Source organism: Paraburkholderia phenoliruptrix (assembly GCF_902859825.1).
Taxonomy (GTDB): Bacteria; Pseudomonadota; Gammaproteobacteria; order Burkholderiales; family Burkholderiaceae; genus Paraburkholderia; species Paraburkholderia phenoliruptrix.
This window is the reverse complement of sequence record NZ_CADIKB010000001.1, coordinates 334,677-360,860: the sequence shown is the minus strand read 5'-3', so window position 1 is coordinate 360,860 and position 26,184 is coordinate 334,677. Positions and strand designations below refer to the sequence as shown.

The 26,184-nt window shown below is 65.0% G+C and carries 25 protein-coding genes; 9 read left to right on the top strand and 16 right to left on the bottom strand.

Annotated features, from left to right (window positions below; translation table 11 throughout):
• Positions 1–14: 14 nt before the first annotated feature.
• Complete coding sequence (locus tag HV711_RS01670) at positions 15–3,101, bottom strand: transglycosylase domain-containing protein (protein WP_035480276.1); 3,087 nt, start codon at positions 3,099–3,101, stop codon at positions 15–17.
• A 191-nt stretch (positions 3,102–3,292) separates the two neighbouring features.
• Complete coding sequence (locus HV711_RS01665) at positions 3,293–4,306, bottom strand: LysR family transcriptional regulator (protein ID WP_035480275.1); 1,014 nt, start codon at positions 4,304–4,306, stop codon at positions 3,293–3,295.
• Between the two features lie 130 nt (positions 4,307–4,436).
• Here HV711_RS01665 and HV711_RS01660 point away from each other — a divergent pair, with 130 nt between their 5' ends.
• The 3 genes from HV711_RS01660 to HV711_RS01650 all read left to right on the top strand — a co-directional run bounded on the left by HV711_RS01660 (position 4,437) and on the right by HV711_RS01650 (position 7,594).
• The gene (locus HV711_RS01660; RefSeq protein WP_013590615.1) at positions 4,437–5,369 is read left to right on the top strand and encodes a dihydrodipicolinate synthase family protein; all 933 of its coding nucleotides are present in this window, start codon (positions 4,437–4,439) and stop codon (positions 5,367–5,369) included.
• A gap of 58 nt (positions 5,370–5,427) precedes the next feature.
• Positions 5,428–6,717 carry an NAD(P)/FAD-dependent oxidoreductase gene (locus HV711_RS01655; RefSeq protein ID WP_035480274.1) on the top strand — a complete coding sequence of 430 codons (1,290 nt, stop codon included), beginning with the start codon at positions 5,428–5,430 and terminating at the stop codon, positions 6,715–6,717.
• Positions 6,718–6,868: 151 nt separating this feature from the next.
• Complete coding sequence (locus HV711_RS01650; protein WP_013590617.1) at positions 6,869–7,594, top strand: TetR/AcrR family transcriptional regulator; 726 nt, start codon at positions 6,869–6,871, stop codon at positions 7,592–7,594.
• A 77-nt stretch (positions 7,595–7,671) separates the two neighbouring features.
• On the opposite strand, the gene HV711_RS01645 is transcribed toward HV711_RS01650, so the two are convergent.
• Genes HV711_RS01645 through aroQ form a run of 3 tightly spaced genes read right to left on the bottom strand, consistent with a single transcriptional unit; the run spans position 7,672 to position 10,483 of the window.
• Positions 7,672–9,045, bottom strand: a complete 1,374-nt coding sequence (locus HV711_RS01645; RefSeq protein WP_035480272.1) for an MFS transporter — start codon at positions 9,043–9,045, stop codon at positions 7,672–7,674.
• Positions 9,046–9,104: 59 nt separating this feature from the next.
• The gene (locus HV711_RS01640; protein ID WP_035480270.1) at positions 9,105–10,031 is read right to left on the bottom strand and encodes a shikimate dehydrogenase; all 927 of its coding nucleotides are present in this window, start codon (positions 10,029–10,031) and stop codon (positions 9,105–9,107) included.
• Entirely contained in the window at positions 10,028–10,483 is a 456-nt protein-coding gene (aroQ, locus tag HV711_RS01635; RefSeq protein ID WP_013590620.1) for a type II 3-dehydroquinate dehydratase, read from the bottom strand. The genes HV711_RS01640 and aroQ overlap by 4 nt, the downstream gene beginning before the upstream one ends.
• A gap of 315 nt (positions 10,484–10,798) precedes the next feature.
• On the opposite strand from aroQ, the gene HV711_RS01630 reads away from it, so the two are divergent.
• The 3 genes from HV711_RS01630 to HV711_RS01620 all read left to right on the top strand — a co-directional run bounded on the left by HV711_RS01630 (position 10,799) and on the right by HV711_RS01620 (position 13,745).
• Positions 10,799–12,682 carry a bifunctional sugar phosphate isomerase/epimerase/4-hydroxyphenylpyruvate dioxygenase family protein gene (locus HV711_RS01630; protein WP_014972152.1) on the top strand — a complete coding sequence of 628 codons (1,884 nt, stop codon included), beginning with the start codon at positions 10,799–10,801 and terminating at the stop codon, positions 12,680–12,682.
• Positions 12,683–12,987: 305 nt separating this feature from the next.
• Positions 12,988–13,320 carry a hypothetical protein gene (locus HV711_RS01625; RefSeq protein ID WP_013590622.1) on the top strand — a complete coding sequence of 111 codons (333 nt, stop codon included), beginning with the start codon at positions 12,988–12,990 and terminating at the stop codon, positions 13,318–13,320.
• A 164-nt stretch (positions 13,321–13,484) separates the two neighbouring features.
• Positions 13,485–13,745 carry a hypothetical protein gene (locus HV711_RS01620; protein ID WP_013590623.1) on the top strand — a complete coding sequence of 87 codons (261 nt, stop codon included), beginning with the start codon at positions 13,485–13,487 and terminating at the stop codon, positions 13,743–13,745.
• A gap of 6 nt (positions 13,746–13,751) precedes the next feature.
• On the opposite strand, the gene HV711_RS01615 is transcribed toward HV711_RS01620, so the two are convergent.
• The 6 genes from HV711_RS01615 to HV711_RS01590 form a co-directional block, all read right to left on the bottom strand.
• The gene (locus HV711_RS01615) at positions 13,752–14,081 is read right to left on the bottom strand and encodes a hypothetical protein (RefSeq protein ID WP_013590624.1); all 330 of its coding nucleotides are present in this window, start codon (positions 14,079–14,081) and stop codon (positions 13,752–13,754) included.
• Positions 14,082–14,091: 10 nt separating this feature from the next.
• Positions 14,092–14,859 carry an AraC family transcriptional regulator gene (locus tag HV711_RS01610; RefSeq protein WP_035480268.1) on the bottom strand — a complete coding sequence of 256 codons (768 nt, stop codon included), beginning with the start codon at positions 14,857–14,859 and terminating at the stop codon, positions 14,092–14,094.
• A 179-nt stretch (positions 14,860–15,038) separates the two neighbouring features.
• Positions 15,039–16,334, bottom strand: a complete 1,296-nt coding sequence (locus HV711_RS01605; RefSeq protein WP_035480347.1) for an NAD(P)/FAD-dependent oxidoreductase — start codon at positions 16,332–16,334, stop codon at positions 15,039–15,041.
• Between the two features lie 160 nt (positions 16,335–16,494).
• Positions 16,495–16,770, bottom strand: a complete 276-nt coding sequence (locus HV711_RS01600; protein WP_035480267.1) for a 2Fe-2S iron-sulfur cluster-binding protein — start codon at positions 16,768–16,770, stop codon at positions 16,495–16,497.
• On the bottom strand, positions 16,763–17,890 hold the full coding sequence (locus tag HV711_RS01595; RefSeq protein ID WP_035480345.1) for an NAD(P)/FAD-dependent oxidoreductase: 1,128 nt from the start codon (positions 17,888–17,890) through the stop codon (positions 16,763–16,765). The genes HV711_RS01600 and HV711_RS01595 overlap by 8 nt, the downstream gene beginning before the upstream one ends.
• Complete coding sequence (locus HV711_RS01590; protein WP_035480266.1) at positions 17,887–18,867, bottom strand: 4-hydroxyproline epimerase; 981 nt, start codon at positions 18,865–18,867, stop codon at positions 17,887–17,889. Before HV711_RS01590 ends, HV711_RS01595 begins: the two co-directional genes overlap by 4 nt.
• Positions 18,868–19,223: 356 nt before the next feature.
• Between HV711_RS01590 and HV711_RS01585 the strand changes: the two genes are divergently transcribed.
• Complete coding sequence (locus HV711_RS01585; RefSeq protein ID WP_013590630.1) at positions 19,224–20,129, top strand: dihydrodipicolinate synthase family protein; 906 nt, start codon at positions 19,224–19,226, stop codon at positions 20,127–20,129.
• 15 nt (positions 20,130–20,144) lie between these two features.
• Here HV711_RS01585 and HV711_RS01580 read toward each other — a convergent pair whose 3' ends face one another.
• Positions 20,145–20,867, bottom strand: coding sequence for a response regulator transcription factor (locus HV711_RS01580; protein WP_013590631.1), 723 nt, complete (start codon positions 20,865–20,867; stop codon positions 20,145–20,147).
• A 393-nt stretch (positions 20,868–21,260) separates the two neighbouring features.
• Between HV711_RS01580 and HV711_RS01575 the strand changes: the two genes are divergently transcribed.
• Entirely contained in the window at positions 21,261–22,562 is a 1,302-nt protein-coding gene (locus HV711_RS01575) for an MFS transporter (RefSeq protein ID WP_035480264.1), read from the top strand.
• A gap of 139 nt (positions 22,563–22,701) precedes the next feature.
• Complete coding sequence (locus HV711_RS01570) at positions 22,702–24,177, top strand: MFS transporter (protein ID WP_082201445.1); 1,476 nt, start codon at positions 22,702–22,704, stop codon at positions 24,175–24,177.
• 245 nt (positions 24,178–24,422) lie between these two features.
• On the opposite strand, the gene HV711_RS01565 is transcribed toward HV711_RS01570, so the two are convergent.
• From HV711_RS01565 to HV711_RS01550, 4 genes are all read right to left on the bottom strand, one after another.
• Positions 24,423–24,695 (bottom strand): hypothetical protein, encoded by a 273-nt coding sequence (locus HV711_RS01565; RefSeq protein ID WP_014972163.1) that lies wholly within the window; start codon positions 24,693–24,695, stop codon positions 24,423–24,425.
• A gap of 67 nt (positions 24,696–24,762) precedes the next feature.
• Positions 24,763–25,194 carry a DoxX family protein gene (locus HV711_RS01560; protein WP_013590635.1) on the bottom strand — a complete coding sequence of 144 codons (432 nt, stop codon included), beginning with the start codon at positions 25,192–25,194 and terminating at the stop codon, positions 24,763–24,765.
• Between the two features lie 164 nt (positions 25,195–25,358).
• Positions 25,359–25,823 (bottom strand): RbsD/FucU family protein, encoded by a 465-nt coding sequence (locus HV711_RS01555; protein ID WP_013590636.1) that lies wholly within the window; start codon positions 25,821–25,823, stop codon positions 25,359–25,361.
• Positions 25,824–25,849: 26 nt separating this feature from the next.
• Positions 25,850–26,182 (bottom strand): hypothetical protein, encoded by a 333-nt coding sequence (locus tag HV711_RS01550; protein WP_244142616.1) that lies wholly within the window; start codon positions 26,180–26,182, stop codon positions 25,850–25,852.
• Positions 26,183–26,184 lie beyond the last annotated feature (2 nt).

Genomic DNA, 26,184 nt, shown 5'->3' with positions numbered 1-26,184 from the left:
CGGACAGCGGCGCCTTATTGCGCAGCAACCCTGGTCGCAGCCACCGAGGCAGTCCTGGCAGGCTGAGATTCCAGTAGCGGCTGCAACACCGGCGCCATCGACTTCAGCAATTGGACGGAAAGCGCACTCGTGAATTCATAGTGCGCCGCATACGGTTCGTGCACCCACGCCGTCAGCGTGCCGTAAAAGCGGTCGCCGATAGCAAACACGAAGGTCGCGCTGCGGTTCACCTTGCGTGACTCGATAAGCCGCGCGCCTTTGGCGAATACGTTGAAACGCTGATCGCCCGTGCCCGTCTTGCCGTACACGTCCATGGTGCGGCCGTCGGGAAACGTCATGCCTTGCGCGAGACGCCGCGCCGTGCCGCCCGTCACCACGTCGCGCAGCATGCCCTTCACTGTTCCCGCGATTTCCGGCGAGAGCTGCTGTTGCGGCGCGGCTGCCGCGCGCCGGAAATGCGTTTCGTACGGCGTGTCTTTCGCGAAGTCGAGTTGCGTGAGGCTTTCGGTCGGCACCTTGTTGCCGTCGTTGGCAATCAGGCCGATCAGTTGCGCGAGCGCCGCGGGCCTGTCGCCCGACGCACCGATTGCCGCGGCATACGAAGGCGTGAGCGTCGTGAACGGATAGCCGAGCGCCTGCCACGATTTGCCGATTGCCTCGTACGCGCGCAATTCGACCATGCGTTTGATGCGGCGATCCTGCGTTGCGTGGTAGCGCGTCTTGAAGAGCCACGAGTAGCTTTGCAGGCGCACGTCGCTGCTCGCGTTCTCGATTTCGCTGAGCGTGGCGTCCGGATGCTCGCGCAGATAATTGAGCGCCCACAATTCCAGCGGATGCACGCTCGCGATATACCCGCGGTCGTTCAGATTGAAGCGGTCGATTCCGTATTTGGCGTAGAGCTTCGCGAGGTCCTCGTCGTCGAGCACCGAGGCGGCCGGCGTATTTTTCAGCGCCGCCCGCATCTTCGCGTTGAACCATGCATTCGACTCGTCCGGCGCGACGCTGCGCAACACGGTGGCCACTTTCGGCGGCGATTTGCGCACGCCCAGCAGCAACAACGCGAGGGCCTGGTCACGCGTCTTGCCGTGATACTTCGCGTAGAAGCGATTCATGTAGACGCGGCTTTCCTGATCGGCAAACCGCGTCAGGTACATCTTGCGGATCGCCGGGTCGCTCAGCCATTGCGACGAAGGACCGGTGGTCTGCACCATCTCATAGTGGACGATGTCGCGCATCAGCCGCACGAATACGAGATTCACCGAATGCTGGAACGCGCGGCGCACAGTCAGAATGCGGCTGTTGTCGTCGGATTCGAAGTTGTTGAAGGTCTGCGCGCCGCCGCCCGTGTAGAAGGTCTCGCCCGGATTCGCCGAGTATTTGCGTTCCACCGCTGCATCGAGCATGGCTTGCAACGAACGCTCCTGCGTATGCGACAGATAGCCGAGCGCCCAACGCGTCAACTGGTCGTTCGGATCGGGCTTGATCGCTTTGAGTTCCGCCGCGCTGCGGGCAGCATAACGGTCGTGCAGTTGAGACACGATCTGCAGATACGTCACTACGGTGCGCAGTTTTGCAGTGGAACCGAGGTTCAGTCGTGCGCCGGAGTTAATGTCGAACGGCTGGTTCACGCTGTCTGTCTGCACGCGCACCAGGTTCGCGCCGTCGCGCCGCTCGAACAGCGTAAAGCTGTAGGCGATTTTCGATGGATCGTCCGAGGCGCGCAGCATTTCGAAGCCGACGAGACCTGCGGCTTTCGCGCCGTCGCGCGTGGCGGCTGCGGCAAGCCGTTCGCTTACTGCCTGTTGCACCGCGTTATTGAGCGTACCGGTGGCTTGCAGATCCAGCCGGTCGAGTTCGTAGAAGCTCGGAATGCCGAGGGCCGCGAGCAGGTTGGAGCGCATCGACGTGACGGCCTTGCGCGATACGAATGAGCTGGCGCTTTCTGCGCGTTTAGGTATGCGATGCAATTGCACGTTCGCGGCAAGCGCCGCATCGCGCAGCCCGGCCGAGATCACGCCGCCGTTCGCGAGCAGGCGCAGATAGCTGTCGGTCAGCCGCTCCAGTTCGGGATAGCCGCGGTGCAGGAAATACGATGGCGCGCGCTGCGCGATCATCAGCGAGAGCACCTGGCGGAACGCCTCGCCCTGCTCCGGCAGATTCTCCGCACTGGCGGGCGCGGCCAGTATGCGGTTCACGTCCGCGAAATCGCGCCCATACCATGCGGCTAGACCGTCGCCCATGCCGTTGATCTCGCCGATGCCAGGTTGCGCGGCAAGCGGCACCGAATTCAGATAATGCACGACGATCTGCTGACGCGCAGGCATGGTTTGCGGCCCGTTCAAATAGGCGCGCACCGAAGCCGACGCGATTTGCCGCAGCTTTTCCGGCGGCGTGGCCGTGCGGCCGCCTGCCGAGTGGCGGAATTTTTCGATCTGCGTGGCGAGCGTGCTGCCGCCGGGCGTCGCCTGATGATGATTGAATAGGCGCGCGCCCTGGTCCGCGAGCGCGCGGCTGAAGCGCCCCCAGTCGATAGCCGGATTGCGGTTCGGCTGATTCGGATCGAGCAGATAACGGTCTTCTATAAAGAGCAGCGAGTTGACGATGACAGGCGGAATCGCCTCGAAGCTGCCATAAGCGCGGCCCGGAAAGCTGGCGCTGAAAAGCGGGGCGCCGGTGCCGTCGAAAAGTTGCAAGCCGGCCTGGTCTTTCTCGGCATACGGCAGAAAAAGACCTCCGTCGGCCAACGAGAGCATGCGTTCCGAATCGCGCGCCTGTGCGGTGATTTCGAAGCCGCGCTGCAAGAGACGTTGCTGGATGGACGGCAGCAGCGCATAACCGAGGCGCGTGTCGTAAGGGCCTTTTTCGGCTTCCGGAAAACGGATGGAATGACTCGGACCGTCATCCACCGCAAAGCCGACGTCGCGGGTGAGTTCGGACAGATAGTGCGCCTGCAGCCGGGACGTTTCTATTTCGAGCTGACACAGCCGTACCAGCCACGCGAGGCCCAGCAACAAGGCCGCCACTAGCGTCCATTTGAACCACTTGCGCGCCGACGTGGTGCTGGTGGCGCGAAGCGGAAACCGAACCGAAGGCCGATTCATGACTGCTCTCCCCGGACGGGCGCCAGCCTCGTAAATCCGGCACCCTTTAAGCAGTGTAGCGCGGACGTGAAGACGCATTTGGTTCGGTTAAACCCCAGTGTCGCCGCTACAACACTCGTCGCGAGGACATAGCAAACTGCGAATTACCGTGCGATATTCGACGTCTGCCATGCGCTCCAGAAACCGCGGGGTCAGGCAGTTTTTCGCTTCGTGACGGCTTGGGCGGATTGCGCCTTTCGGGTCGCCTGCTGCCGCGCCGGGCGCACCCTATGATCGCTTGGCGTGTGCTGCCGCAGCAATTCCACGAAACGCCCGGCCGGCGGCGACAACACGCCGCCCTTACGCGTCACCACGCCGAAAGTTTGCGAAGGCGACTTGAGTCTCACCGGTACGCGGCGCAGCATTTTTTGCCGAATGAACATGTCCGCAATGGCGGTCGGCAACAACGACACGAGGTCCGCCCTGCTTTGCAAAAGCGCGACCGTCACGAAAGTGGACGCCGTGGAAATGGGGTTGTCCGGCATGGAGAGTCCCGCGAGATCCATTTCGCGTTCGAGCAGCGCGTGCAGCGGCATATGTGACGGATACATCACCCAGCGGTGATCGGCGAGATCGGCAAGTTTCACCTCTTTTTTCGGCAACGGCGGGTGGCCATAGCCCACCACTACCGACAACGGCTCATCCGCAAGCGGGTGATACTGATACTTCGACGGATCGGCAGCCACTGCGGCTCGGCCGATCACGAGATCGAGCCGGCCGTCGTCGAGTTGCGCAAGCATGCGCGCGCTCGTGTCTTCCACCACTTCGATCGACAGGTTCGGATAGCCGGCGTGCAGCCGATTGACCGCGGGAATCACGCATTGCGCAATGGCGCCCATGATGGCGCCGATCGCAAGGCGGCCGCCGCGCCCCGAACGTATTTCGGCCACGTCCTGGCATAGTGCCGTGAGATCCGTCGCGACAAGGCGCGCGTAGCGGATCGCGCAATGGCCCAGCTGATTCGGAATCATGCCGCTTTTCGAGCGCTCGAAAAGCGGCGCCTCGAACATCGATTCGAGTTCGTGCAACGCCTTGCTGGCGGCCGATTGCGTCATCGCCATCAGGCCCGCCGCTTTGTGCAGCGACTTTTGATCGTCGAGCGCGATCAGCAACTGAAGCTGCTTCATGCGCAGTTTGCCCAGCAGAACGTTCAGAGTGTTTTTCATGAATGCCGCGGTGAGTCGCAAAAGCGATCACTGGATGGAAACAATTCAATATACCTGCGCGCGGCGGCGCCGTATAGTCGGCGCTGGAGACATTCACTCTGCCCTATTACATCCGAAAAGAGCCTGAATCATGAGCCAAAACAGCCCTGCCGCCGCGATGCGCGGCGTGTTTCCCGTTGCCCCCACCATTTTCGACGAATCCGGCCAGCTGGACCTGGAAGGCCAGAAGCGCTGCATCGACTTCATGATCGATGCGGGCTCGAACGGTCTGTGCATTCTGGCGAACTTCTCCGAGCAGTTCGCCCTGTCCGACGACGAGCGCAACACACTGATGCACGTCGTGCTCGAGCACGTCGCCGGCCGCGTGCCTGTGATCGTCACCACGACGCATTTCAGCTCGCATCAATGCGCACAACGTAGCCGCCGTGCGCAGGAGGCTGGAGCCGCAATGGTCATGATCATGCCGCCCTATCACGGCGCCACGATCCGAATCGGCGAGCGCGGCATCGAGGAGTTTTATCGCACGGTGTCCGATGCGATCGACATTCCGATCATGATTCAGGACGCGCCGGTCAGCGGCACGCCGCTGTCCGCGCCGTTTCTGGCACGCATGGCACGCGAGATCGAACATGTGTCGTACTTCAAGATCGAAGTGCCGCAAGCGGCAAACAAGCTGCGCGAACTGATCCAGCTGGGCGGCGAGGCGATTGTCGGGCCGTGGGACGGCGAGGAAGCCATCACGCTGATGGCCGATCTCGATGCGGGCGCAACGGGTTCGATGACGGGCGGCGGTTACGCGGACGGCATCCGTCTGATCGTCGACGCCTATGCCGCAGGCGACACCGAAGCCGCCGCCGCGCACTATCAGCAGTGGCTGCCGCTCATCAACTATGAAAACCGCCAGGGGGGTCTTGCTTCGTGCAAGGCGTTGATGAAGGAAGGCGGCGTGATCCGCTCGGACGCGGTGCGTCATCCCTTGCCGGCGATGCACCCCGCCACGCGCGAAGGCTTGCTGAAAATCGCGCGGCGGCTCGACCCGCTCGTGCTGCGCTGGGGCCGATAACACGCAGCGGCAGCAAGCGGCTTTGCGTGCGGACGCAATTGCCGCTACGCTAGCCGTCATGGAAAGTTTCTACGAAGCCACAGTCACTCGCCCGTCTGCTTACGCGCCGCTTGCCGGGCGGCATAGCGTCGATGTTTGCATCGTCGGTGGCGGCCTTGCGGGGCTCTCCACGGCTTTGGGACTCGCCGAGCGCGGCCTCGCGAACGTCGCGGTGCTCGAAGCGAAGCAAGTCGGTTTCGGCGCATCGGGGCGCAACGGCGGCTTTGTGTTCGGCGGCTACAGCCTCGATTGCGCGGATCTGCTGAGGACGCTAGGCGCGGCTCGCGCGCGCGAGCTATACGGGCTCACGGTCGACGCCGTCAATCTGATGCGGGCACGCATCGCGCGTTATCGCATCGATTGCGACGCGACCGACGCCGGCGTGATTCTCGCGAACTGGTTCGACGAACCGGCGCGGCTCGAAACACAGCGGCGCCTGATGCGCGATTCGTTCGGCGTCCACTGGGAACCGCTGCCAGCAGACCAGCTTGCCTCACAATTAAAGACGCGCCGTTATCACGGCGGCCTCTTCGAGCGCAACGCGTTTCACTTTCACCCTCTGAAGTATGTGCTCGGCGTGGCCAGCGCTGTGGCCCATGCAGGCGTGCGGATTCATGAGCAATCGCCTGTCGTGCGGTTGCAGCGCGACGGCGCGGGCTTCGTCGTGCACACGCCGCACGGCGCCGTCGACGCGCGGCACGTTGTGATGGCGGGCGGCGGCTATGCGCGCAACGTGTATGCGAAAGTGGAGCGCGCGGTGCTGCCCATCGCCACTTACGTGATGGCAACCGAACCGCTCGGCACGCGTCTGCACGAAGCCATCGGCACGTGCGCAGCGGTCTACGACACCCGCTTCGCATTCGACTACTACCGGCCTTTGCCGGATACGCGCATTCTGTGGGGCGGACGCATCTCCGTGCGCGATCGCGCGCCGGAAGTCATCGCGCGTTTACTGCGGCGCGATCTGCTCAAGGTGTATCCGCAATTGCACGACGTACGCGTCGATTACGCGTGGGGCGGCCTGATGAGCTACGCGCGTCACAAGATGCCGCAAATCGGCCGCAGCGCGGACGGCGTCTGGCACGCCGTCGGCTTCGGCGGGCATGGCATGGCGCCGACCACCGTCTCAGGCGAATTGCTGGCTGCGGCGATTGCGGGCGAGCGCCCGGTGCCCGAGGCGTTCGCCACGTTCGGCCTCACGCCCGCCTACGGCACGCTCGGTCTCGCCGCCGCCCAGTTGACTTACACCGCAATGCAGACGCGCGATGCGTTGGCCGCACGTCGCAGGCGGGTTCGCGGCGTCGGCTAAGGTGCGCTCGTCAGGCGAGGTGCTTCGAGGCCGCCTGGATACGGACCGGCGCAAGGTTTAACGCCCCGAAACCCCGCGGCGGAGCGCTTTTTTCGCATGCTAGAATGCGCCGTCACCGCCGCTCGAATAGCTCGCATAGCTCGAATACACAATGAAAAAGGGAAGCAAGGCCGCCGAGCCCGATACCAACGGCATCCCGTCCGACGCGCCGCGTAAGGACAACGGACGCAGCGACGTCCGACGTACCGACGCTCGCCGCAAGTACGATCCCGAGCAGACGAAGCGCAATATCCTCGACGTCGCGACGCAGGAGTTCTCCGCAATGGGACTGACGGGCGCGCGCGTCGACGCAATCGCGGAGCGCACGAACACCACGAAGCGCATGCTGTATTACTACTTCGGCAGCAAGGAAGGCCTGTATCAGGCGGTGCTCGAAAAGGTGTATGGCGACATTCGCGCGCTCGAACAGGACCTGCATGTCAGCGAGCTCGACCCCGTGGAGGGCATGCGTGCGCTCGTCGAATTCACCTTCGACTATCACGACCGCCAGCGCGACTTCGTGCGCCTCGTGACGATCGAGAACATCAACGGCGCGAAGTATGTCGAGCAGTCGAAGAGCTTCAAAGGCCGCAATGTCACCGTCATTCATACGATCGAAGATCTGCTCGCGCGCGGCGTCGCGGCCGGCCAATTTCGCAACGACATCGACGCCATCGACCTGCATCTGCTGATCAGTTCGCTGTGCTTTCATCGCATCGGCAACCGTCATACGTTCGGCACGGCGTTCGGACGCGATCCGTCGCATCCGAGACTGCGCGCGCGTCATCGCGCGATGATCGTCGACGCTGTCCTGCGTTTCGTGCGCAAGGAAGACTAGAAGCGCGAGCAGATGAAAAACGGGACGTGGCCTGCGCCACGTCCCGTTTCTTTTTGCTGTTGCTTAAAAGCGCGTGCTCAGTCCACCAGCACGATCCGCTTGATGTCGCCGACAATGAAGATGTACGACAGCGCGCCGATCAGCGCGATCACGCCGATAAACACGAGTGCGCCGACAAACGACCCCGTCGCCGCGACGATGAAGCCCACCACGAGCGGCGTCACGATGCCGGCCAGATTCGCGGCGAAGTTGAAGATGCCGCCGGTCACGCCGAGCAGGCCTTCAGGCGCGATGTCCGATACCAAGGTCCAGCCGAGCGCCGCCATGCCTTGCGCGAAAAACGCCACGGAGAGGATGGCAATCACCGCCACGTTGCTTTGCACATAGTTCGCGAGAATGATTGTCGACGCGAGCAGCAAACCGGCGATGATCGGCAGCTTGCGCGCAACGTTCGGCGACTTGCCGCGGCGCAGCAGCCAGTCGGAAAAGAGCCCGCCGAACATCACGCCGATCGAAGCCGCAATGAACGGCATGATCGCGAAGAAGCCGATCTTGAGCCAGCCCATATGGCGTTCCGTCGCGAGGTAGGTCGGGAACCAGGTGAGAAAGAACACGAGCGTCGAGTTGCCGGCGAACTGGCCGAGACAGATGCCCGTCAGTTGCCGATGCTTGAGCAGGCGGCCGATGGTGCGCCATTCGAAGCCGCTTTTCGCGGGCGCTGCCGCGCTGCTTGCAGCGGCGCCGGTGTGCCGTTGCGTGAGACCACCGCCTGCTTCGATATAGTCGAGCTCGGCCTGATTCGCCGACGGATGCTCGCGCGGTTCGCGATACAGCAACCACCAGATAAGACCGAACACGATCCCCACGCCGCCAACCACATAGAACAGCGAACGCCAGCCGAATGCGCCCATCAGCATGAACAGGAACGGGCTGAAAAACGCGAGACCGATGTATTCGCCGACCGTGTAGGTGCCCGTCGCCATCGCGCGTTCGCTCTGCGGGAACCAGGTCGCCACCACGCGGCTGTTGGTCGGAAAGCACGGTGCTTCGGAGACGCCCAGACCCAGACGGAATACGAACAGCCCTGCAATGCCATGCACGAGTCCCTGCGCGAGCGTGCAAAGGGACCAGAAGGTCATCGAGAGGAAATAGGTCAGCTTGCTGCCGAAACGGTCGAGAAAAAGGCCGCCCGGAATCTGCGAGGCCACGTAGCTCCACGAGAACACCGAAAACAGCAGGCCCATCATCGCGGCGTTGATGCCGAGTTCCTTCGTCAACTGCGGCGCGGCAATGCCGAGCACCGTGCGGTCCAGATAGTTGATCATCGTGCCGACGGCGAGCAGCCCGAGTATCTGATAACGCGCGTTCGAGCGGCGCGCCGTGCTCGCGGCCGCATTGGCGCCGGGGTGACGCTGGGCGTCCGCCGGGCTGGATTGGATCGGTTGGGGCATGGGATGTTTGTCTCCTCTAACTGATTAGGTATCCGTCATTTACCGGCGTGCGCTACCGGTTAGCGTTCCAGCAGCGACTGGAAATGCGTATAGACGCGCTCGGCATCGGGCTCCAGCCCCGTGAAAATGCGCATGGCGTCGACTGCCTGGTACACCGCCATGCCGCCGCCCGACAACGTGCGGCAGCCGAGCGCTTCGGCTGCCTGCAATAGCGCCGTGCGAATCGGGAAATAGACGATGTCCGCGACCCACAGATCGCGATGCAGCAATTGCGCCGGCAACGGCAGGCCCGGCAGCTTGGCCATGCCGGTGGGCGTGGCGTGAATGAGGCCGTTCGCGGCGGCGAGCGTTGCGCCGAGCGCAGCATCTGTCGACGCGCCCGCGCTGACAGTTCGGTCTGCGAAACGTTTTTGCAATTCCGCGGCAAGCGCTGCGGCTCGCGCCGCATCGACGTCGAACAGCGTGAGCGTTTGTGCGCCCATGGCGAGCGCCGCATGCGCCACCGCGGCGCCGGCGCCGCCCGCGCCCAGTTGCACGACGCGTTCGAGCGAGACGTCGGGCAGGCCGCGTTGAAACGCGCGGGCGAAGCCGGACCAGTCCGTGTTGTAGCCGATGCGCTTGCCGTCCTCGAAAAGCACCGTGTTGACGGCTCCGAGCGCGCGGGCATCGTCGGACAATTCGTCGAGTAGAGGAATGACCGCCTGCTTGCACGGGTAGGTAATGTTCAGACCGTTGAATCCCATTCGTTCGGCGGCAAGCAGCAACTCTGGCAGTGCCGATACGTCGAGCTTCAATGCTTCGAGGTCGATGCGGCGGTACACGTAATGCAAGCCGAGCCGGCTGCCTTCTTCCTCATGCATCGCGGGGCTCAGCGAGCCGCCGATGCCCGCGCCGATCAGCCCGACCAGATAGGATCCGGCAGTGGCCTGCGCGGCCGTTTTTGCGCTCATTGGCGTGTCCGCAGGCGTCTTCGCTGGCATGTTCATTTGGCCGCCCTATTCTTAAGGAGGGTCGCCATTCGCTCGAGCGCGAGCACATAGCCTTGCGTACCGCAACCGACGATGATCCCCTCCGCCACCGCCGAGACATACGAGTGATGGCGGAACGCTTCGCGCCGATGCACGTTCGAAATGTGGACTTCGATCACGGGCTTCTGAATGGCAGAGAGCGCGTCGGCGATCGCGACCGAGGTGTGCGTGAACGCAGCCGGGTTGATGACAATTCCGTCGACCTTGGTGCGCGCCGCGTGCAGCCAGTCGATCAGTTGGTGCTCGGCGTTCGACTGGCAGAAATCGACTGCCAGGTCGAGGCGCTCGCCCGCGTCGCGGCAAAGCCGGGCGACGTCGTCGAGCGTTTCGGAGCCGTAGATGGCCGGCTCGCGTGTGCCGAGCAGATTGAGGTTCGGTCCATTGAGGACCAGTACGGACGCAAAAGTCATGATTGTCTCGATCGGATAGAACCAGAAGCGACGGCCGGAAACTCATAACGCTTCTCAACGTATGGCGAAGTGTGCGCGCATCGGCCGGCGCCGTCATTCGGGGTTTATACGAATTTGTACCATCTAGTTAGTTTGTATAGACTGTCCGAAAATGCGCATATCTTGGGAAATTCTGGCCCGCCTCTTGCTGTCGAAGTAACGAACTGGCCCATTTTGCGCATCGCAACATGGCGGCCGGAAAGGCCGGAAAGGCCCTCCGCAGCGCCGCAACGCATATCCGTGCTAGCCGCCCGACTGTCTTCGCAGGAGCTGTACATGCAACGTTCGATTGCCACCGTGTCGATCAGCGGCACCCTCGTCGAGAAGCTGACCGCGATCCAGGCGGCGGGCTTCGAGGGTGTCGAGATCTTCGAAAACGATCTGCTGTATTTCGACGGCTCGCCCGCCGACGTACGGCGCATCGCCGAAGATCTCGGCCTGAAAATCATGCTGTTCCAGCCGTTCCGCGATTTCGACGGCGTGAGCGCCGAGCGTCTCGCGCGCAACCTGGACCGGGCGAAACGCAAATTCGACGTCATGCACGAACTGGGCACGGACCGCATTCTGGTGTGCAGCAACGTGTCGCCGGACACCCTCTGCGACGACGCGCTGATGACCGACCAGCTCGGCGCGCTCGCGCAGGCGGCACAAGCGGCCGGCGTGATCGCGGGTTACGAAGCGCTCGCGTGGGGCAAGCACGTCAAGACCTACCGGCACGCGTGGAAGCTCGTGAACGCGGTGAACCATCCGAACCTCGGGCTCGTGCTCGACAGCTTCCACACGCTGTCGCTCAACGACACCGTTGAGGGCATCGCGGATATTCCAGGCGAACGCATCGCATTCGTGCAGATCGCCGACGCCCCGAAGCTTGCAATGGACGTGCTCGAATGGAGCCGCCACTACCGCTGTTTTCCCGGTCAGGGCGACTTCGACGTCGCGAACTTCACCGCCCAGGTCGTCAAATCGGGCTACACGGGCCCGCTTTCGCTGGAAATTTTCAACGACGGTTTCCGCGCCGCGCCGACCACGATCACCGCGGCGGACGGACATCGTTCGCTTCTGTTTCTCGAGGAGCAGGCGCGTGCGCTGCTTGAAACCTCGCGGCAACCCGTCGGCGAGCTTTACGAGCCGCCGGCGGCGCCCGCGCACGTCGGCTATCAGTTCCTCGAATTCGCCGTGGATCACACCACGCGCGCACATCTCGCCGACTGGCTCGGCAAGCTGCGTTTTCGCCAGGCGGGCCAGCATCGTTCGAAAGATGTCACGCTGTATCAGCACGGCGCCGCGTCGATCGTGCTGAACGCCGAGCCCGATTCGTTTGCCAATGCGTTTTTCCAGCAGCATGGTTTGTCGCTGTGCGCGTCGGCGTTTCGTGTCGACGACGCGAGGCAGGCGTTCGAGCGCGCAGCAGGCTTCGGCTACGCGCCTTTTTCCGGCCAGGTCGGCCCGAACGAACGGGTGCTGCCCGCGGTGCAGGCGCCCGACGGCAGCCTCAATTATTTCGTCGACGAAACGCCGGATCAGCCGACGTTGTTCGAAGCCGACTTCATCCTTACGGACATTAACGGCCCGGCGGAAGTGGGCCCGCTTAGCCGCATCGATCACGTGTGTCTTGCGGTGCCGGCGAATTCGCTGGATACGTGGGTGCTGTTTCTGCGCACCGCCTTCGGCTTCGAGGCCGAGCCGGGCGTGCTCGTGCCCGATCCGTATGGACTCGTGCGCAGCCGCGCGCTGCGCAGCCGCGACGGCTCGGTCCGCGTGGTGCTGAATGCGTCGGTGGATCACCATACGGCGGTGGCCGAGGCGCTGCATACTTATCACGGCTCGGGGCTCAATCACGTGGCCTTCAGCACGAGCGACATCTTCAGCGCGATTCCCGAATTCGTCGCCGATGGTTTGCCCGTGCTGCGCATCCCGCGTAATTACTACGACGACCTTGCCGCCCGCTACGCGTTGCCGGACGACACTTTGGACGCGCTGCGCGAGCACAACATCCTCTATGACCGCGACGAGCGCGGCGGGGAGTTTTTCCACGCTTACACGGAGCAGCTGGACCAGCGCTTTTTCATGGAAATCGTCGAGCGGCGCGGCGGTTATGACGGCTACGGCGCGGGCAATGCGGCGGTGCGGCTCGCGGCGCAGGCGCAGCGGCGGAGATAGGCGGCGGACTGGGGTGGTTGGCCGCGGCTTGACGATTGCGGCTTAACGCTGGCCGCTTGCCGGCCTCGGCCCTGAACCGCGCAAGCTTCCACCCCTCAGCCGCTCAGGCTCTCCCTCATTCAGGCACGGGCCGTGCGCTATCGGCTGAAGGCGAGCCATCGCCCGATATAATGAGGCCTGACTTGCGGTCCGCGCCGCGCGGCTGTGTCGCCGGTCCGGTCGCAGCGGTGTTTGCGACGGGAGCGCTCGCGCAGCCTCGGGTCCGCCCGCCCACACCGCCGGCCGAATCCAACGCCAGGAGAGATATGAAGAAGTTTGCCGTAGTCCTGTCAGTTCCCCTCCTTCTCAGCGCTTGCGCCTACTTTCAGAAGAACCCGGATGCCGGCGAGCCGGTCACAGACACCACCACGCAGCGCTCGGTCAACGACGTCGTGGCCTGCCTGACGCAACTGGCCTCCAACCACGACGCCGCGTTCAAATCCACGTCGATCCCGCAAGGCCAGATGCTCGACTTCGGCGATTCGAACGTCATCAAGGTGCGCAGCGACAATGGAGCGACCACTTACCGCTTCTACGCGGGCAAGCGCCACGCCAACAATCTGTGGATCGAAAGCGCCGCGAAAACCTGCGCGCCGTAAGCGTTGCAACGCGGCGGGAAGCCGGCTGTCAAGGGTTGGCAAGGCGCGCCGGTGCGACGCTGGTGCCATCTTCGTGTCACGGTGTTACAGGACAATGCTTCTTAAGAATCGTTTAAGACTTCGTCCCCATCATGCCTCGGACACTACCGCACGAGGTGCGCACCATGAACCAGCCCGAACAGCATAGCAACGACACCGCGGCGCCGGCGAGGCGCCCCACCATCCTGCGCCGCCTGCTGAGCCATCACGAACTGGCGACGCTGCTGCTCCTGCTGCACGCGCCGATCGACGCATCCGCGAAACCCGAGATTCCGCAACTGCACGAAGCGGGCTTGATCGAAACGATTTCAAACGAAGCGGGCGGCGCGCGCATCCGCCTGACGCCCGAGGGCAATGCCGTGCTGCGCGGACTCGGCGTCAAATAACGCCGCTTACGCCTGCCATACACCGTATCCCGCTTCGCGCAGCCCGATTGCCAGTTCCACTTCCATTTCCTGTGCGCCGCGATACGGCATCGGATTGAACACTTCATACAGCTCGGGCACGAGGCGCAAGCCGTAATCGCGCACATAGCGATTCGCCTGAATGCCGGCCTTGTGCCGGTCGAAACGCAGATCGGGATCGAGCCCGGTCATCCCCACATACACGCACGGCTTGTCGAACCGGTAATCCGGATTCGCGCGGCGAAAACGCGCCTCGTTCCAGACCTTGTCGTCGAGCACGACGACGTACACGTAATAATGATGCTTGCGGCGAGCCATAAGCCGAGCGTCAGTTCCTCGACGTGCTGTGCAACAGCATCCGGTATTCGGTCGGCGTGACGCCGACCGTCGCCTTGAATTGCCGCGTAAAGGCGCTGTGATCGGTGTAGCCGCATAGCGCGGCGACGTCGGTGACCTTATCGTGCGACAGCAGCAGCGCGGTGGCGGCGTCGAGCCGCGTCTTCAGCAGCACCTGGCGCGGCGTCAGGTGAAACACCTTGTGGAAATAGCGCTCCAGCTGCGCGACCGACATATCCGCCATCGCAGCCAATTGTTTGAGGTTCAACGGCTGCACGTAGTTGTCCTGGATGAACTGCACCACCGCGGCGAGCCTGCTGTAAGCGGGATGACTGCTTTCGTCCGCCTTCAGATCGCGCGAAATACCGGCGAGCCCGACCACTTTGCCTGCCGCGTCGCGCAACGGCTGCTTGCTCGTCAGACACCAGCCAGGCTGACGTCCGGGATAAAGATGTAACTCCAGCTGATCGGTCATCTGATTGCCGACATGAATGACGCCCTCGTCCTGCGCCGTGTAAATGCGGCCGAAGCGGCGCGGAAACACGTCCTCGGCGGTCTTGCCGAGCAGCGCCGCCTTGTCCTTGAAACCGCAGCGCGAAGCAAGCGTGCGGTTCACGAGCGCGTAGCGCGCGTCGGCGTCCTTCACGAAAAAGACGACGTCGGGCAGCGCGTCGAACACGGGCTCGAGCTGCCTGAAATGCGCGAGCATGCCGGACAGGGTTGCTTCGTCAGGTGAGAATTGATGAGCCAGCGTGTTCATCGTGCGGGTCCCGTGGATCCGAGCCGTGTGTAAGGCACAGCGGCGAGCGCTGCTGCCTTGACGCGTGGCCTGCGATCATTCGATTCGCATTGCATGCGCCGTCGATTATAAAGCCGCATGCGCCGACAATAAGCGCGTGGCGGCGGCAATGAGCACGTGGCGGCGACAAGTCGCGGGGGTCATTCGCCTTGCGGCGCCTCTGCAGCGGCCGCCATCAGCGTGCCGATTTGCGTTGGGCTGAACGGCGGACGCGGCGCGGCGGACGGCCAGCCGAAGTACACGCTCGCCGCGGTGCCGCAAATCTTTCCCTGGCACGCGCCCATTCCGCAGCGGGTGTGCAGCTTCGCGTCGCGCCAGGTGCCGAATGCGCGCACTTCGCCGAGCGTGACATCTTCGCAGCGGCATAGCAGCGTGCCGTCGGAGGGTGGCGTGCAGGCGGCCGGTTGCAATGCGAAGGCGGATTCGACGCATGCCGCGAAGCGGCGCCAGCGCGCGCGCCGGGCTTGCAGGGCGCCGCTCGCGCGACTCACGCCACTCACGCTGCCGCCGCTCGCCCCCCACCCCGCGATCTCGCCCTCGACCCCGGCGAGTTCCGCGCCGCCCACGCCGGTGCATTCGCCCGCCGCAAACACACCGTCGACCGAAGTCCGCTGGGCGTCATCGACAGCAATGGCGCCCGCTTCGTCGATCGCACAACCCAGCGCTTGCGCAAGTGCGACGTTCGGCACCAATCCGAAGCCGCACGCGACGCGCTCGCAATCGAGCGTCACCCTGCGCTCGCCGCGCCGGATCGTGACCTGTTGCACATGGCCCGCGCCATGCGCGGCCTCGACCAAGCTGCTGGTCCAATAAGAGACGCCGGCGAAGCCGCGCGTCATGCCGACGGCCTGCCGCAGCTTCGCCGGTTCGCGCAGCAGCGAAGCGCCAAAGCGCGCAACGCGCGCAGCCGGCGCCTGCTCCACCACCGCGAGCACGCGCGCCCCCGCCGCGCGCGCGGTGCTCAATGCGGCGATCAGCAACGGACCGCTGCCGGCAATCACGACGCGTTCGCCGCGCACCGGCATGCCGCCCTTGATCAGCGCCTGCAGCGCGCCTGCGCCCGTCACGCCGGGCAAGGTCCAGCCGGCGAACGGCAGCAAGCGCTCGCGCGCGCCCGTCGCCAGAATCAGCCGCCCGTAGGTCATGCGCAGCCCGCCGTGTTCCGCCGATTCGACCAGCAGCCCGCGCGGCGCAAGCGGCGCGATGACGCGCGTCGACGGAAAATGAGTGAAGTTGGCGCGGCGGGAAAGATCGGCGAGCAGGTTGACGAGCGGCGCCTGCGCCACACTGCCTGGCCCTTGACGCCAGATCTGGCCGCCGGCGCGCGGGTTGTCGTCGAGCAACGCGACGCGCGCGCCCTCGCCGGCCGACACGAGCGCGGCATGTAGGCCCGCCGGACCCGCGCCGGCTACGATGACGTCGAAGTGCTGGCTCACGATGGATCCACCTGTGCCTCGCGCAGAGGCTGGCGCTTGCCGCGGAGGCGATCCGCGTTCGCGGTGCAGCGACGAGATGTGATTGTGCATCCGCGTGTCGCGCGCGGCGCGGCCGGCCATAGCCGGCGAGTCTCTCTCCACACAATCGGAAGTTGCCGTTTCATCGCGTAATCGCCTTCTGCGTGTTCACCATCTGGCCGTCGCGGCACAGCGTCTGACACGCGAGCACGTGCGCGCGGCCGTCTATCGTCACGCGGCATTCCTGACAGACGCCCATGCCGCAGAACGCGGCGCGCGGCTCGCCGCGCACGGAGAGCCGCGTGCCGCCCGACGCGCCCGCCAGCACCAGCGCCGCTGCCACGGTCGTGCCCGGGTCGACCTCGAGCGCAAGGCCGTCGATCTTCACCCGAATGCGCACCGCGCCGCTCTCACTCATGCGCCACCTCGTGCACAAACCGGCCCGGCAAGTAAGGTTCGACGGGAATCGCCGCGGCCTGTCCGACGATCTGCGCGGCAAGCAGTTTCGCCGTCGCGAGCGATGTCGTCACACCCAGGCCCTCATGACCGACGGCCAGCCACACGCCGGGCGCGTGATCGCCGGCCGGACCGATCAGCGGCAAGCCGTCGGGCGAGGCGGCGCGAAAGCCGGTCCATGCGCGAATGCCGTTGAGCTGCGGCAGCATCGGCAGATAGTGGGCCGCGCGCTGCAGCATCTGCGCGAGCACGGGCAGCTCGACCGCCGGGTCGGTGGTGTCGAACTGGCGCGACGAGCCGATCAGCAGTTGCCCCGTCGGCCGCGGCTGCGCATTGAAAGCGACGGACGTTCCGCTCGCATGATGCGCGCTCTTGATGTAGCCGAGCTCGAGCAGCTGATGATGGATCAGCTCGGGATAGCGGTCCGTGATCAGCAGATGACCTTTCTTCGGCTGCAGGGGCAGCGTGGGCAACAGCTCGCGAGCGCCCAGCCCGTTCGCGACGATCACATGCCGCGCACCGCGCCGCTCGCCATTGGCGAGTGTGACACCGGTCGGATCCACGCGGACGACCGGCGCGCCGAGCCGCACGCCGATTGTCGCGGACGCCGGCGATTGCGTCAGCAGCCACTCCGCAGCCGTCGGCGCATAAACGATGCTGTCGTGCGGAATCCGCAAACCGCCGACGAGCGACGCCGCCACCGCCGGCTCGCATTGGCGCAGCGCGGACGCGTCGAGCAGTTCCGCCGAGACGCCCTGTGCTTCGTAAGCGGCCTGCATGGCGTGGGCGGCTTGCCATTCTTCTTCGTCGGCGGCGAGCCAGAGCGTGCCGCAGCGCGCGAAGGCGTCGCGCGCGCGCAACTGCGGCGCGAGCTGCAGCCACAGGTCGCGCGAATACAGCGACAGCGCCAGTTCCGCCGGCGAGTCGTTCATTACGACAATATGGCCCATGCCGGCCGCCGTCGCGCCGCCGCCGACGCCTTGTGCGTCGAGCACCTCGACCTGCATGCCGAGCGCGGCCAGCTCGGCCGCACAGGCCGCGCCCACGATGCCCGCGCCGACAATCAACGCATCCGCCGTCATGCCGTGCGGATGCCCCATGCGAACGGATCGCGCTCGTCGAAGCAAAGCCGCCCTTCCGCCGCAATATACGCATGACCCGTGATGGTTGGAATGACGCGGACGCCGTCGCTGACGCCGTCGCGGACATCGTCGCCCGCACGCCGGTAACTCGCCTCGAACACGCTGCCGATAATGCTTTCCTGCCGCCACACCGCGCCTTCGGCGAGCTTGCCGTCTGCCGCGAGGCAGGCGACTTTCGCGCTCGTGCCTGTGCCGCACGGCGAGCGGTCGTACGCGTTGCCCGGACACAGCACGAAACTGCGGCTGTCGATGCCGTCGCGCGAACCCGGCCCAAAGAGTTCGATATGGTCGATCAGCGCGCCCTCGCCGCCCGTGATGCCCTGCGCGATGAGCGCGTCGCGAATCGCCGAGCTGAACGCCGTCAACTCGGGGATACGCGCCGCCTCGAGCGAACGGCCATGCTCCGCGACGAGAAAGAACCAGTTGCCGCCCCAGCCGATGTCGCCCGTCAGCACGCCGTGACCGGGCACCTCCACCTGCACGGCCTTGCGATAGCGATAGGCCGGCACGTTGCGCACCGCGACACTGCCGTCGTCATTGAGCGTGGCTTCCACCACGCCAACGGGTGTTTCGATGCGATGACGCCCCGGCGCGATGCGCCCCAGGTGCGCGAGCGACACCACGAGGCCGATCGTGCCGTGCCCGCACATGCCGAGATAGCCGACGTTGTTGAAAAAGATCACGCCCGCGGCGCACGACGGATCGTCGGGCTCGCACAGCAGCGCGCCGACCACCACGTCCGAGCCGCGCGGTTCGGTGACGATGCCGGCGCGCCAGTCGTCGAAGCGGGTGCGAAATACGTCGAGCCGCTGCGCGAGCGTTCCGCCGCCGAGGTCCGGGCCGCCCGACACGACAAGGCGGGTCGGTTCACCGCCGGTGTGGGAGTCGATGATATTGAGCGTTTTCATGACGCACATGGTAGGAACGGCGCACGCGCGAGTCTTGGTGCGCGTGCGCGTGGATTGTGACGATTTCGGCATAGTTCGCAGCACGGATCAGGTCATCGGTCGAGGACGCCGGACTGTTCTCACCCGCCTTGAACACGCCTGCGGCACGCCGCAGCAACAAGGCCCGCTCGCTCATCCAGGATGGCGCCGCGACGGATCTAAGGTTGAGCATCACGCGCGGCCTGCCCGCGGCGCAGCCGAACGCCCGCGCTCCATCACCGGCCGCACTGTGCCGAAATCGTCATCCGCCACGCGCGATTCGCGCAAGACGGCGGCGTTTTCGCTGCTTACACTGCGCTTGACTCATCACATTCAGGAGAGCAGTCGTGGCGCATATCTGGGAAGGCGTATTGCCGGCGGTCACCACCAAGTTCAACGCGGATTTCAGCATAGACCGGGCGTGGACCGGCAAGAATATTGAAGCGCAGATCGACGCGGGCGTGGACGGCATCATCGTCTGCGGATCGCTCGGCGAGGCGTCGACGCTCTCGCTCGACGAAAAGCTGCAGGTCCTCGACATCGCCGTGGAAGCTTCGCGCGGCCGCGTGCCGGTGCTGCTGACCATCGCGGAAAACAGCACGCTCGACGCGTGCCGCCAGGCCGAAGCCGGCAGCCGTCGCGGCGCCGCCGGTTTCATGGTGCTGCCGGGCCTGCGCTATCTGTCGGATCGTCGCGAGACGCTGCATCATTTTCGCAGCGTCGCCGACGCAAGCGCGCTGCCGCTCATGATCTACAACAATCCGCTTGCTTACGGCGTGGACATGACGCCCGACATGTTTGCGGAAATCGCCGACGAAAAGAAAATCGTCGCGATCAAGGAATCGTGCGGGGACGTGCGGCGCGTGACCGATCTGATCAACGCAGTCGGCGACCGCTTCGCGATTCTGTGCGGGGTCGACAACCTCGCGATGGAAGCGATCCTGATGGGCGCGCATGGCTGGGTGGCCGGTCTCGTGTGCGCGTTTCCGCATGAGACGGTGGCGATCTACAAACTGCTGAAAGCGGGACGGCTGGAAGAAGCCCGAGCCATCTACCGCTGGTTCGCGCCGCTGCTCGCGCTCGACGTCTCGCCGAAGCTCGTTCAGAACATCAAGCTCGCCGAGGCGATGGTGGGACTCGGCACGGAGCCGGTGCGTCCGCCGCGCCTGCCGCTGGCGGGTGACGAGCGCGCCGCCGTTGAAGCGCTGATCCGCAAGTCGCTTGAAACGCGGCCGGCACTGCCGAGCCTTTGAGCGAGCGAGAGGGCTTCAGGCGGCCTGCTGCTGCGCGTGCGCGGCATCGTCGTGACGCAGATGCAGCAGCCTGTAGCCGCTCTTATAAACCGGCTGCAGCCGAAACTCGTTTTGCGGCTCGATTTCGAGCAACAGACGCAGCCGCGACACGTGGCTGTCGATGGTGCGGGTGAACTCGCGGAATTCGCGGCCCCACACCATCGCGAAAATGTGATCGCGCGACATCACGCGGCCGATGTTCGAGAAAAACAACGAGGCCAGCCGGTATTGCGTGCCCGACAAGGCGACCGGCTGGCCGCGCAGCATCACGATCTGGCGATGCGTGTCGAAGCGGTACGGCCCCACGTCGAAGCTCGCGGTGCCGAAGCGGTCCGGATAGGCGCGCCGCAAGAGCGCCGTGACGCGCTCGCGGAACTCCGCCGGACGCAGCGGCAGCGCGACGTAGTCGTCCGCGCCGTTGACGAACGCGCGCACCATGCTCTCCTCCGACGCTTCCCGCGACACGAAGATCACCGGTAAGCGGTCACCGCCGACCGCGCGCGCCGTTCTCAGCACCTCCGTGCCCGACAGACGCGTGCCGTGCCAGTCCAGCACCAGCAGATCCACGGTGGAACGAGCCAGCGTTTTCGACATGGTCAAGCCGTCGTCATAGCCTGCGCAGGTATGGCCTGCAGCCGTCAGGATTTTCTCAATCGACTGACGCACGACGGGATCGCGTTGGAGAATGGCAATGCGCATGGGATGACTCTTAACAGATGGCGTGGACGCGATTCTCGAAGGCCCACCCGCCCTATCCCATAGGATCAATCCGAATTTAGGCGCGGCTCTGACCGATCCGATCGCCGAATGGCCAACGGACTACAAGCGTCTGCGCAAGCCTCGCCGCGGTTTTCGTCAAAGCCGCCCAATCCGCGGCGCATGCGGAACTTTCCCAATCGAATTAAGCACTTCCCGAAGCAATTCGCATTGATCCTGTAAAATCGCGGGCTGGCTTCTTTCGTCATCGCGCCGCCCTACCCGGTCCGGCGCGCCGGTGTCCCGCGCTCTACCCAGCCGTTGCCACACTTCTCGCCGACGAGTGCCGTTTTTCCACGCCACACGTGGTTTTCCATTCAAGACAACGACATAGCAATGCAAGCGACAAATCTGGGTGGAGCGCAGGCTGTCACCCCACGCCCGCTCGGGCGCAGCGACTATAAAACGCTCGGCCTCGCGGCCTTGGGCGGCGCGCTCGAGTTCTACGACTTCATCATCTTCGTGTTTTTCGCGCCGGCCATCGGCCAGCTGTTTTTCCCGGCGACGATGCCCGACTGGCTGCGCCAGGTACAGACCTTCGGCATCTTCGCCGCGGGGTATCTGGCACGGCCGCTCGGCGGCATCATCATGGCGCATTTCGGCGACCTATTCGGCCGCAAGCGCATGTTCACGCTTTCCGTGCTGCTCATGTCCGTGCCGACGCTGATGATGGGCCTGTTGCCCACCTACGCGAGCATCGGCGTGATGGCGCCGGTCCTGTTGCTGCTGTTTCGCGTGATGCAAGGCGCAGCTGTGGGCGGCGAAGTGCCGGGCGCCTGGGTGTTCGTCTCCGAGCACGTGCCCGAGCGGCACATCGGCTACGCGTGCGGCACGCTGACGGCCGGCCTCACGGCAGGCATTCTGCTCGGCTCGCTGATCGCGTCGGCGGTCAATCGCCAGTTCGCGCCCGCCGAGATCGCGGATTACGCCTGGCGCATTCCGTTTCTGATCGGCGGCGTGTTCGGCATGTTCTCGGTCTACCTGCGCCGCTGGCTGCACGAAACGCCGGTGTTCGCCGAACTCAAGCAGCGTAAGGCGATTGCCGCCGAAGTGCCGCTCAAGGCCGTGCTGCGCGATCACGGCCGTGCGGTCATCGTGTCGATGCTGCTCACGTGGATGCTGTCCGCCGCGATCGTCGTCGTGATTCTGATGACGCCGACGCTGCTGCAAAAGCAGTTCCACATTGCGCCGGCCACCGCGCTGCTCGCGAACTGCGTCGCGACGCTGTGCCTGACCGTCGGCTGCGTGATGGCGGGCTCGATCGCGGGGCGCGTCGGCGCGGGGCGCACGATCTTCATCGGCGGCCTCGCGCTCGCCGTGACCTACTACGCGATGTTCCAGCAGCTCGCCGTCGACACCTCCACGCTCGTGCCGCTGTACGGCGTGACCGGCTTTCTGGTCGGTGTGATCGGCGCGATTCCGTTCGTGATGGTGAAAGCCTTCCCGCCGGTGGTGCGCTTTTCCGGCATTTCGTTTTCGTACAACGTCGCGTATGCGGTGTTCGGCGGACTCACGCCGATCGCCGTTTCGCTGATGATGAAGTCCAATCCGATGGCGCCGCCGCTCTATGTCGGCGCGATCTGCGTGCTCGGCGCGCTGACCACCTTCCTCATCAAGGACGCGCCGAAGAAGCGCTGATCCGGCTGTTACGCTCATGACAGAAACGGCGCGCCTTCGGACGCGCCGTTTTCGTTGCTCCCGGCGCCGCACCGCGCCCTTTGTTCCGACATCGACACTTCACGCCGCCCCGAAACATTGAACGCCGGATCGGCCTACGATGTGTCGCATGAACTCCTTAAAAACATCCGCTTCGCCCGCCCTCGGCCGCGTGCTCGCGACCGTCAGCGTCGGCTTCGTCGTCACGCAGCTCGACGTGACTATCGTCAATATCGCGTTGCCGGAAATCGGCGGGAATCTGCGCGCGAACGTCGCGGGCCTGCAATGGGTCGTGGACGCCTACACGCTCGCCTTCGCCGTGCTGATGCTGTCGGCCGGCGCGCTCGGCGACCGCTTCGGCGCGCGCCGCCTGTATGCAGCGGGCATGGTGCTGTTCGCGCTGGCCTCGCTCGCGTGCGGCGTCGCGCTCGATGCGCCGATGCTCGTCGCGGCGCGCGCGCTGCAAGGGGTCGGCGCCGCCGCCATGTTGCCGAATTCGCTCGCGCTGCTGAACCAGGCGTATGGACACGATCCCAAACTGCGTGCCCGCGCGGTCGGCCTGTGGACAGCCTCGGGCGCGATCTCCATCGCCGCGGGGCCGGTGGCGGGCGGCCTTCTGATCGCGGCTTTCGGCTGGCGCAGCATTTTTCTCGTCAATCTGCCGATTTGCGCGGCGGGCTTTCTGGCGACGCTGCTGTGGATCCCGCGCCCGCAAGCGGCCCGCTCGGCCCCGCACGACGCCGCGAAAGCCGATGCAAGTCTGCGCGGCATCGATCTCGGCGGTCAGTCGCTCGCGATCGTCGCGCTGACCGCCTTCGTCGCCGCAGTGATCGAATGGCGGCCGCTCGGATTGAGCCATCCGCTTGTCGCAGGCGGCTTCGTGCTGGCGGCGCTCGCAGGCGCGGCGTTCGTCGCGGTCGAGGCGCGGGCGCGCGCGCCGATGCTGCCGCTCTCGCTCTTCGGCAAGCGCAGCTTCAGCGCAGCCGTGGTGTTCGGCATCTGCGTGAACATGACCTATTACGGGATGGTGTTCGTGCTCAGCCTGTACCTGCAGCGGGCGCGCGGCTACACGCCGTTGCAGGCCGGCCTCGCGTTTTTGCCGCTGACGGGCGGCTTCCTGGTATCGAACGTCGCGAGCGGCTGGGTGGTCGGCCGCTTCGGCGTGCGTGTGCCGATGATCGCCGGTGCGATCACGGCCGGGCTCGGCTACGGGCTGCTGCATTTCGTCGATGCCGGCACGCCGCTCGTCGGCTTGCTGGTGCCGTTCCTGATGATTCCGTCGGGAATGGGGCTCGCGGTGCCGGCGATGACCACCGCCGTGCTGGCATCGGCGGAGGCACGGCGCGCGGGCACGGCATCGGCGGTATTGAATACGGCGCGTCAGGCGGGCGGCGCGGTGGGTGTGGCGGCATTCGGCGCGCTGGCCGGCGGCTCGGCGGCGACGCAGATTGTGGCGGGCATGCAGGCGGCGACCGCCATTTCGGTCGGACTGCTGGTGTTGGGCGGCGTGATGAGCTGCCTCGTGCATCCGCGGCCGCATTCGTCGGCGCCAGAGCAGCGCCGAGCGGATTCAGTGCGGGTCGGCAATTCGCGGTGAGGCGCGCCGGGATTTGGCGCCCGGCTCCGGCGCCTGGCTTTGACCGTCGCGTGGTCTGCTTGCATTTGCCGATCATGTCGTCGTCTCGACGACGCGCGGCATATCATTTCGCCGCGTCTTTGCTCCCGGCTCACGAAAAAACGACCCCGGCGGCTTGCGGCCGCGGGGTCGTCAGCGGTACGTCAACCAGGCGCCAGCGCGCCGCAAGCGTGCCTTGCACCACGGCACACAGCGACGGGCACGCGCTACAGCCGCGCTTCCTGAATCGTGCCGGTCGTGATCGCGGCTTCGATCAACCCTTCGCTTTGCGCCTTGCTGATTGCATCGGCGATCAGTTTTTCCGGCTCTTCGATCTCAGCCTTGATCGTGCCGAGGAATCCGGAGGCATCCAGAATGACCAGCGTTTTCGCGGAATCGGCGAGGCTGATGATCACGCGATGCGGCGTGGGCCCTTCGCCCAGACTCGCGCACAACTGCAGCACCTTGCCGCCAATGGATTGCTCGAAACTTTGAATCATATGTGCTCCCTTGATTGCAGCCGAATACAGCAAGGCAAAACCAGCGGACCGGCGAACGCGCCCTTGCTCAGAGCCCGAGCCCGCCGCGCGGCGCGCGCGCACCGTCGATGCTGATACGCCCCGCGCCGGTCACGAACAGCAGCAGAAAACCGCCGGCAATACCGATGTTTTTCCAGAAATGGATCACCATGTCGCGCTGCAGGGCGGCGTCGGTCACATTCCAGAAATCGTGGCCGAGCACCGCCGTGGCCACGGTATAAACCGCCATGATGAGCGCGAGCGGACGCACCTTGAAGCCGACGATCAGCAAGAGCCCGCCCAATGCCTCGACGGCGGTGGCGATCGGCGCGGCAATCTGCACGAACGGCACGCCCTTCGAATGCAGGTAGCCGACAAAACCCGCATAACCCAGCAGTTTCATCACGCCGCCCCACAGGAATAGAACGGCGAGCGCGATACGCGCGATGAGAATAACGCCGGAATCGACGGGACGCGTCATGAGGTGCTCCTGTAGATGAATAAGCAGCAGACCCGGCTGAAAGGCAGCAGTTCCCTGCTTGCCTCCGAGCATAGGTTCATTGCCCGCGCTTTCCAAGGCGGGCAGTCGCTTGCCCGGCCACGAACGACCTGAACGCCTCCGCCGACGAAACCCGGCGGCAAAGGCTACGAGCGCGGCGCATCCGGCGCGAGCAACACGCCTTTCGTGAAGACGAAGCAGCCGTAGCCGCGCTCTTCGCCCGTCGCAATCACGCAATAGGCTTTGCGCGCGCGCTCATAAAATGCGAAGCGTTCGATGGGTGCAAACGGCACCTCGCGGCCTTCGGCGGCATTGACCTCGATCTGCGCTTCGCGCTGCACTGCGGGAAGGGTATGCGGCTCGCCGACGACTTCCATGCGCGACGCCGGTTGTTCGATGAAGGTGTCGAGCGGCAGCACCGACAGCACGGCGCGGACCGCGCGCGGCGAGCTGACGCCGTCAAGACGCAGCAGCTTGCCGAGCACCGTGGAATGCGCCACGGAATCGCCGGGAAAGTTGGCGTCGCAAATCACGACTTCGTCGCCGTGGCCCATTGAGCGGAGTGCATGCAGGATGTCGGCGTTGAGCAGGGGATCGAGATTTTTTAGCACTGTGTCTCCGTGCAGATTGCTTGCGGTTATTCGAATGGATTGCCTTGATGCCATGCGGCAAACGATTGTAGCAAGCAACGCCGCGCACTTCGGAGATTCAGTGCGCCGCGCACGACGCGCCGGGCACGCGCCTTGCCGCGGCAACGCCACCGCAGCCATCCGATCGCCGCGAGCAGCACGAACCCCGCGCCGCTCAGCACCGGTTCGCGCCAGCCGAGCAACGCGGTGAACATGAACGCGCGCGTGCCGGCGAGAAGCGCGAAGCCGGCGATCGCGCCCAAGAGCGCGTCGATGGCGCCCGCGAAGCGCGCGAACCGTGTGGCGGGCGAGTGAGCCGTGATGCTGGCGGGCTCGTGCATGA

Bases quoted from the DNA above. Each gene is read 5' to 3' on its own strand.
- HV711_RS01560 (WP_013590635.1), bottom strand. From the start codon at position 25,194: ATGACGCGTCCCGTCGATTCCGGCGTTATTCTCATCGCGCGTATCGCG.
- HV711_RS01575 (WP_035480264.1), top strand. From the start codon at position 21,261: ATGCAAGCGACAAATCTGGGTGGAGCGCAGGCTGTCACCCCACGCCCG.
- HV711_RS01600 (WP_035480267.1), bottom strand. From the start codon at position 16,770: ATGAGTGAGAGCGGCGCGGTGCGCATTCGGGTGAAGATCGACGGCCTT.
- HV711_RS01610 (WP_035480268.1), bottom strand. From the start codon at position 14,859: ATGAACACGCTGGCTCATCAATTCTCACCTGACGAAGCAACCCTGTCC.
- HV711_RS01565 (WP_014972163.1), bottom strand. From the start codon at position 24,695: ATGATTCAAAGTTTCGAGCAATCCATTGGCGGCAAGGTGCTGCAGTTG.
- HV711_RS01550 (WP_244142616.1), bottom strand. From the start codon at position 26,182: ATGCACGAGCCCGCCAGCATCACGGCTCACTCGCCCGCCACACGGTTC.
- aroQ (WP_013590620.1), bottom strand. From the start codon at position 10,483: ATGACTTTTGCGTCCGTACTGGTCCTCAATGGACCGAACCTCAATCTG.
- HV711_RS01645 (WP_035480272.1), bottom strand. From the start codon at position 9,045: ATGCCCCAACCGATCCAATCCAGCCCGGCGGACGCCCAGCGTCACCCC.
- HV711_RS01570 (WP_082201445.1), top strand. From the start codon at position 22,702: ATGTGTCGCATGAACTCCTTAAAAACATCCGCTTCGCCCGCCCTCGGC.
- HV711_RS01655 (WP_035480274.1), top strand. From the start codon at position 5,428: ATGGAAAGTTTCTACGAAGCCACAGTCACTCGCCCGTCTGCTTACGCG.
- HV711_RS01625 (WP_013590622.1), top strand. From the start codon at position 12,988: ATGAAGAAGTTTGCCGTAGTCCTGTCAGTTCCCCTCCTTCTCAGCGCT.
- HV711_RS01640 (WP_035480270.1), bottom strand. From the start codon at position 10,031: ATGAACATGCCAGCGAAGACGCCTGCGGACACGCCAATGAGCGCAAAA.
- HV711_RS01630 (WP_014972152.1), top strand. From the start codon at position 10,799: ATGCAACGTTCGATTGCCACCGTGTCGATCAGCGGCACCCTCGTCGAG.
- HV711_RS01615 (WP_013590624.1), bottom strand. From the start codon at position 14,081: ATGGCTCGCCGCAAGCATCATTATTACGTGTACGTCGTCGTGCTCGAC.
- HV711_RS01670 (WP_035480276.1), bottom strand. From the start codon at position 3,101: ATGAATCGGCCTTCGGTTCGGTTTCCGCTTCGCGCCACCAGCACCACG.
- HV711_RS01590 (WP_035480266.1), bottom strand. From the start codon at position 18,867: ATGTGCGTCATGAAAACGCTCAATATCATCGACTCCCACACCGGCGGT.
- HV711_RS01580 (WP_013590631.1), bottom strand. From the start codon at position 20,867: ATGCGCATTGCCATTCTCCAACGCGATCCCGTCGTGCGTCAGTCGATT.
- HV711_RS01595 (WP_035480345.1), bottom strand. From the start codon at position 17,890: ATGACGGCGGATGCGTTGATTGTCGGCGCGGGCATCGTGGGCGCGGCC.
- HV711_RS01665 (WP_035480275.1), bottom strand. From the start codon at position 4,306: ATGAAAAACACTCTGAACGTTCTGCTGGGCAAACTGCGCATGAAGCAG.
- HV711_RS01660 (WP_013590615.1), top strand. From the start codon at position 4,437: ATGAGCCAAAACAGCCCTGCCGCCGCGATGCGCGGCGTGTTTCCCGTT.
- HV711_RS01620 (WP_013590623.1), top strand. From the start codon at position 13,485: ATGAACCAGCCCGAACAGCATAGCAACGACACCGCGGCGCCGGCGAGG.
- HV711_RS01650 (WP_013590617.1), top strand. From the start codon at position 6,869: ATGAAAAAGGGAAGCAAGGCCGCCGAGCCCGATACCAACGGCATCCCG.